This is a genomic window from Actinoplanes sp. NPDC051633 (genome assembly GCF_040681735.1).
Taxonomy (GTDB): Bacteria; Actinomycetota; Actinomycetes; order Mycobacteriales; family Micromonosporaceae; genus Actinoplanes.
The window spans coordinates 1-5739 of record NZ_JBFAZH010000456.1 but is presented as its reverse complement, the minus strand read 5'-3'; the positions used below and the strand labels follow the sequence as shown (position 1 = coordinate 5739).

Sequence of the window (5739 nt, the reverse complement as noted above, 5' to 3'; positions counted from 1 at the left end):
TCTCCGGGCTCGACCCGCGCTGGCCGGCGAAGATCACTCTGACCGACGGCGACGGCACCAGCCACTTCTTCGAGCTGAACAAGCACAACAGCGCCAACGAGGCGGACTGGGATTACGACAGCCCGGCCGGCGTGCACCTCTATCTGCAGCGCAACGGCGACAGCGACCCGATGCGCAAATGGGTGATGACCCGGCCGGACCGCAGCCAGTTCTTCTTCGACTCCGACGGCTACCAGACCGCGGTCGTCGACAAGAACGGCAACGACCTGCGCTTCACGTACGAGCGGGTGAAGATCGGCAACCGCAACACCGGCGTGCTGAAGTACATCACCGACGCCACCGGCCGGCGCACGCTGACCTTCGAGTACTTCAACACTGGTGACGCGTACGACTACCTGGTCGGCAACACCGACGACCGGCGCAGCGGCGCCAACCTGACCAACGCGCAGATCGTCAACCAGCTCCGGGCGATCACCGACATCACCGGCCGGCGGGTCACGCTCACCTACAACGAGAAGGGCCAGCTGCGCGAGCTGATCGACGGCCAGGGCGATCCGGACGAGAAGCCGTTCGGCTTCTACTACGACGACGCGGGTGGCTTGAACAACCCGAAGATGGTCCGCGTCGACGACCCGCGGGGCAACGGCACCACGGTGGGCTACTACCCGACGTCGGCCGGCGCCCTGTTGAGGTCGCGTGCCGAGCACGTCAGCGACCGCAACGAGAAGTCGACGGCGTTCACCTATCGCGACTCGGACGGCTCGACCGGGTCGTTCATCGAGAACGTGGTGACCGACGCCAACGGGCACGCGTCGACGTACTCCATCGACGGGTTCGGCCGGCCCACGCTGCTGACCGACGCGCAGGGCCACGAGACCGAGCTGACCTGGGACGCGGACAACAACGTCCGGCGCATGGAGGAGGCCAACGGGGGCATCACCACCTGGGTCTACGACGAGAAGACCGGTCTGCCGCTGGAGATCCGCGATCCGGAGGCGAACAAGAACAACTGGCCGGCGCAGAAGCTCGAGTACCGCTTCGGGCTCAAGGGTCACACCGCCGAGTTGACGGCGAAGACCAGCCCGCTGGGGCACAAGCACTCGTTCGGCTATGACGGGTTCGGCAACCTCACGTCAGTCACCGATCCGCAGGGCAACGCCACCGCCACCGCGGGCGACTACACGTCGGTCTACACCTACGACACATGGGGTCAGCAGCTCACCGCCACGGACGCCAACGACAACAAGACGGAATACCTCGAATACGACCCGGTCGGCTACCCGACCAAGATCAAGAACGCCCTCGGACAGGTGGAGACGTACGAGTACGACGAGATCGGCAACGTCGTCGCGATCACCGATGCGGCGTCGAAGACCTCGTCGTACACCTACGACATCTTCGGCCGGCCGCTCAGCTCCCGTGAGCCGAAGGACGCGGCGAACAACGCCTTCATCGTCACGCCCGGCCCGGCCTACGACGGCAACGACAACGTCGTGCGGGAGAAGGCGGCGAACGGCGCGATCATGGAGTCCGGACACGACCCGGCGGACCGGCTGGCCTGGCAGAAGCAGCCCGACGACGCGACCGGCGCACCGGAACGCATCACCACCTACGAGTACGACAACGTCGGCAACCTGCGCCGCGAGACCCAGCCGAAGGGCACGCTGACCGCGAACCCCGACGACTACGCCACCACCTACACCTACGACGAGCTCAACCAGGTGCTCAGGGCCAGGGACGCCAACGGCGGCGAGCGCACGGCCTCGTACGACGTCGTCGGCAACGTCAAGACGTACGCCGATCAGAAGAAGTCCGCGACGCCCGACCCGAACGACTTCACCGAGAAGTACGACTACGACCTCAACGGCCGCCGGACCGTGGTGACGGACGCGAAGGGCAACTTCACCAAGTCGGAGTTCGACCGCGACGGCAACCTGGTCGTGTCGCAGGACCAGGAGGGCAACCGCACCGAGTACAAGTACGACCCGCGCGCGCTGCTCGAGCAGCAGAAGGCGCCGCACAAGCGGGAGTCCGGCGGCGACATCACCTACCGGACCACCAAGTACCGCTACGACGAGGTCGGCAATCAGACCCACGTCGAGTCGCCGCGCGGTGTCGACACGACGACCGACCCGAACGACTTCACCTCGGTCACCGTCTACGACGCGCTGAACCGGGTGAAGGAGGAGCGGGAGCCCTACGACCAGGACGACAGCGAGTCCCGGTACCGGACCGCCGCCACGACGATCTACGAGTACGACATCGTGGGCAACACCAAGAAGGTCAGCGCCCCGCCCTCCGACGGCGAGACGACGCGGGCCGACACCACGTACACGTACTGGGACAACGGCTGGAACCGCACCAGCACCGACCCGTGGGACATCCGCACCGAGTACGACTACGACGCGGTCGGCAACCAGACCTCCCGCAAGGTGGTCGGCGCGAACGGCAAGACGCGTCAGATGAACTGGACGTTCTTCCCCGACGGCAAGCAGAAGACCCAGACCGACGACGGCGAGGGCGGGAACAAGCCGCGCAAGAACTTCGAGTACTCGTACGACGTCAACGCCAACCTGACGCAGATGCTCGACAAGAGCAACGATGCCAAGATCGACACGTACGTCATGGCCTACGACGTCGTCAACCGCATCGACAAGGTCGAGGAGAAGCTCAGCAACGCGGTCAAGAACACCACGAGCTACCGCTACGACATCAACGACAACCTGCTCAAGCGGCTGCACGACAAGACGTTCTCGGAGTACGACTACGACGAGACCGACCTGGTCAAGAGCGTCAAGAACGGCAAGACCGAGTCGGACCCGGACGCGAAGACGACGACCTTCACGTACACCCCGCGGCAGCAGGTCAAGACCGAGAAGAAGGGCAACGGCAACACCGTCACCTACGACTACTACCTGGACCAGCAGCTGCAGCGGCAGGTGGAGAAGAAGTCGAACGGCACGACGGTGGTCAACGAGCACACCATCGACTACGACGCCAACGGCAACCGCGCCAAGGACGCCGGCAAGAAGCAGAACGCGGACAACAAGTCGGCGAACATCGACACCACCACGACCTACAAGTACGACCCGCGCGACCGCATCCGCGAGCAGGTCAAGACCGGTAGCGGGGCGGGCACCGAGACGTATCTGCACGACGCCAACAGCAACGTCATCCGGCAGGAGGTGAAGAACACACCGACCACGTTCGACTACGACCGGAACCGGCTGACCGAGTCGACGACCGCCGGGATCGGGACCACCTACAAGTACGACGACTTCGGCCGGCAGTCGTCCACGCTCGTCGGGCCGTCGCAGACCGAGACGGAGAAGTACACCTACGACGGCTTCGACCGGGTCACCAAGCACACCAGGAACCCGGGCGGGGACACCGAGTACACCTACGACCCGCTGGACCGGCAGCTCACCCGCAAGCAGAACGACAAGACGACGACGTTCTCGTACGTCGGGCTGACCGACCAGATGCTCTCCGAGGAGGAGGGCGGCAAGCTCCGCAAGACCTACCAGTACGGCCCGGACGGCAACCTGCTGTCCCAGGCCAAGTTCAAGGACGACGGCAGCTTCGAGACGTCGTACCAGGGCTACAACCCGCACACCGACGTCGAGCAGATCACCGACGAGCAGGGTGACTCACGCGCGACGTACGGATACACCGCCTACGGCAAGAACGACGACAGCCAGTTCACCGGGGTGGACAAGCCCGAGGCGGGCAACCCGGAGGACCCGAACCGGGAGCCGTACAACGCGTACCGCTTCAACGGCAAGCGGTTCGACCAGTCCTCCGGCGACTACGACATGGGGTTCCGCGACTACGACCCCGGCCTGAACAGGTTCCTCACCCAGGACAACTACAACGGCGCCCTGGACGACATGAACCTGACCACCGACCCGTTCACCAACAACCGGTACGCGTTCGGCGGCGGCAACCCGATCTCGCAGGTGGAGATCGACGGTCACTTCTCGCTCAGCGACATCGGGCACGCGGCGCTCGACGTGGCCGGCCTGGTGCCGGGCGTCGGTGAGGTGGCCGACCTGGCGAACGCCGCCTGGTATGCCGCCGAGGGCGACTACGGCAACGCGGCATTGTCCGCGGCATCGGCCATCCCGTTCGCCGGGTACGCGGCGTCCGCGGTGAAGGCCGGCAAGTACGCGGCCAAGGGCGTCGACGCGGCGCAGTCGGCCGGCAAGGCGGCGGACTCGGCCCGCAGCGGCGCCAAGGCGGCCAACACGGCGCAGGCCGGTGGCAAGGCCGCTCCGTCGCCGGGCAAGGCCGCCTCCGGCGGTGGCGGACCGACCGGCGGAGCCAAGGCGGCCGGGGGCGGTGGAAGCGCTGGGCCGGCGAAGGCGGGCGGCGGAGGAGCATCCCGAGGCGGCGGATCACCGTCCCGAGCCGGCGGCGGCGCCTCGAAGGGCGGCTCCGGCAGCGGCGGCACGGCCGCGTCGCGCGGCGCGAACTGCGCGGCCAACAGCTTCGTCCCCGGCACGTCGGTGCTCATGGCCGACGGGACCTACCGGGCCATCGAGGACATCAAGGTCGGCGACGAGGTGCTCGCCACCGACCCCGAGCTCGGGATCTCGGCGGCGAGGCCGGTCGTGGCCCTGATCGAGGGGAGCGGCGAGAAGGATCTCGTCGCGGTGACCGTCGACACCGACGGGCCGGCGGGAAGCGCGAGCGGAACCGTCATCGCCACCGACGGCCACCCGATCTGGGCCGAGAACAAGGGCGCCTTCGTGGACGCGGGCGACCTGGCGGCCGGCGACGAGGTCCGGACTCCGGACGGCGACCTGGTGCGGGTCATCGGCACCTCGTCCTGGACGGAGAACCGCGAGGTCCACAACCTCACGGTCGAGGGCATCCACACCTACTACGTCCGCGTCGGCGACACCCCGGTGCTCGTCCACAACTGCAAGAAAGCGCGGTTCGCGGTCGACTCGAGAGGCGTCACCACCGATCTGCAGGCCGATATGAGCCGTGCCGGCAAGAAGGCTACTCCTGCTGGAAAGCGAAAGACCATCGCGGAAAGTCGCCGGAACAATGCCGGTAAGACGCGGTGCGACGACTGCCAGATCGAAACGATTCCCGCGACGCAATCGAGAAGTGGCGTGCGGCCGGCGCCGAACGAAACGCGCATCGACCACATCTGGCCCCAGTCGCTCGGTGGTCCGGGTTCACCATGGAACCTGCGCGTCACCTGCGTTCTCTGCAACGAGGAGTGGTCCAACACACCGAAGGGACCGCTGTGAGCCGACCTTGGTATGGTGGGCCGGCCCGGCTGAGGAGAGGAGGCGGACGTCGTGACACCTGATGAGCCGACCGAGCGCATCAAGGTCTACTTCGGACTCGAGCGCGACGATGAGGGCTGGCCTCCGGCCGACGGCGAGGATCTCTGGGCGGTGCTCATCGGCCCCCGCGTCGCCCGCATCGACAGCATTCCTCTGTTCGTCCGCAACATCGCCCTGGACGATCTGGTGCAGGTCGAGAATGTCAGCGATGGCCGCGCGACCTTTGCCGAGAAATTGAAATGGTCCGGGAATTGCACCCTCCGGGTGATTCCGATGGACGATGACGTCGAGACGGGAGTCGGGGGCGTTCTGCAGGCCCTTTCTGCATTCGGCGTCGAGGCCGAGGCGATGCGGCAATACGCCATGGTCGCCGTGAACGCGCGGCCGTCGGCCGACCTCGCGGGCATCAAGCGGGTGCTGGATGCCGGCGAGGAGC

The 5739-nt window shown here is 66.6% G+C and carries 2 protein-coding genes; both read left to right on the top strand.

The features are described from left to right. Positions 1-5264: polymorphic toxin-type HINT domain-containing protein (locus tag AB0M20_RS23675; RefSeq protein ID WP_364301548.1), on the top strand; the 5264-nt coding region annotated here is incomplete at its 5' end. A gap of 51 nt (positions 5265-5315) precedes the next feature. Further along, on the top strand, positions 5316-5739 hold a 424-nt coding region (locus AB0M20_RS23670), incomplete at its 3' end, for a DUF4265 domain-containing protein (RefSeq protein ID WP_364301546.1).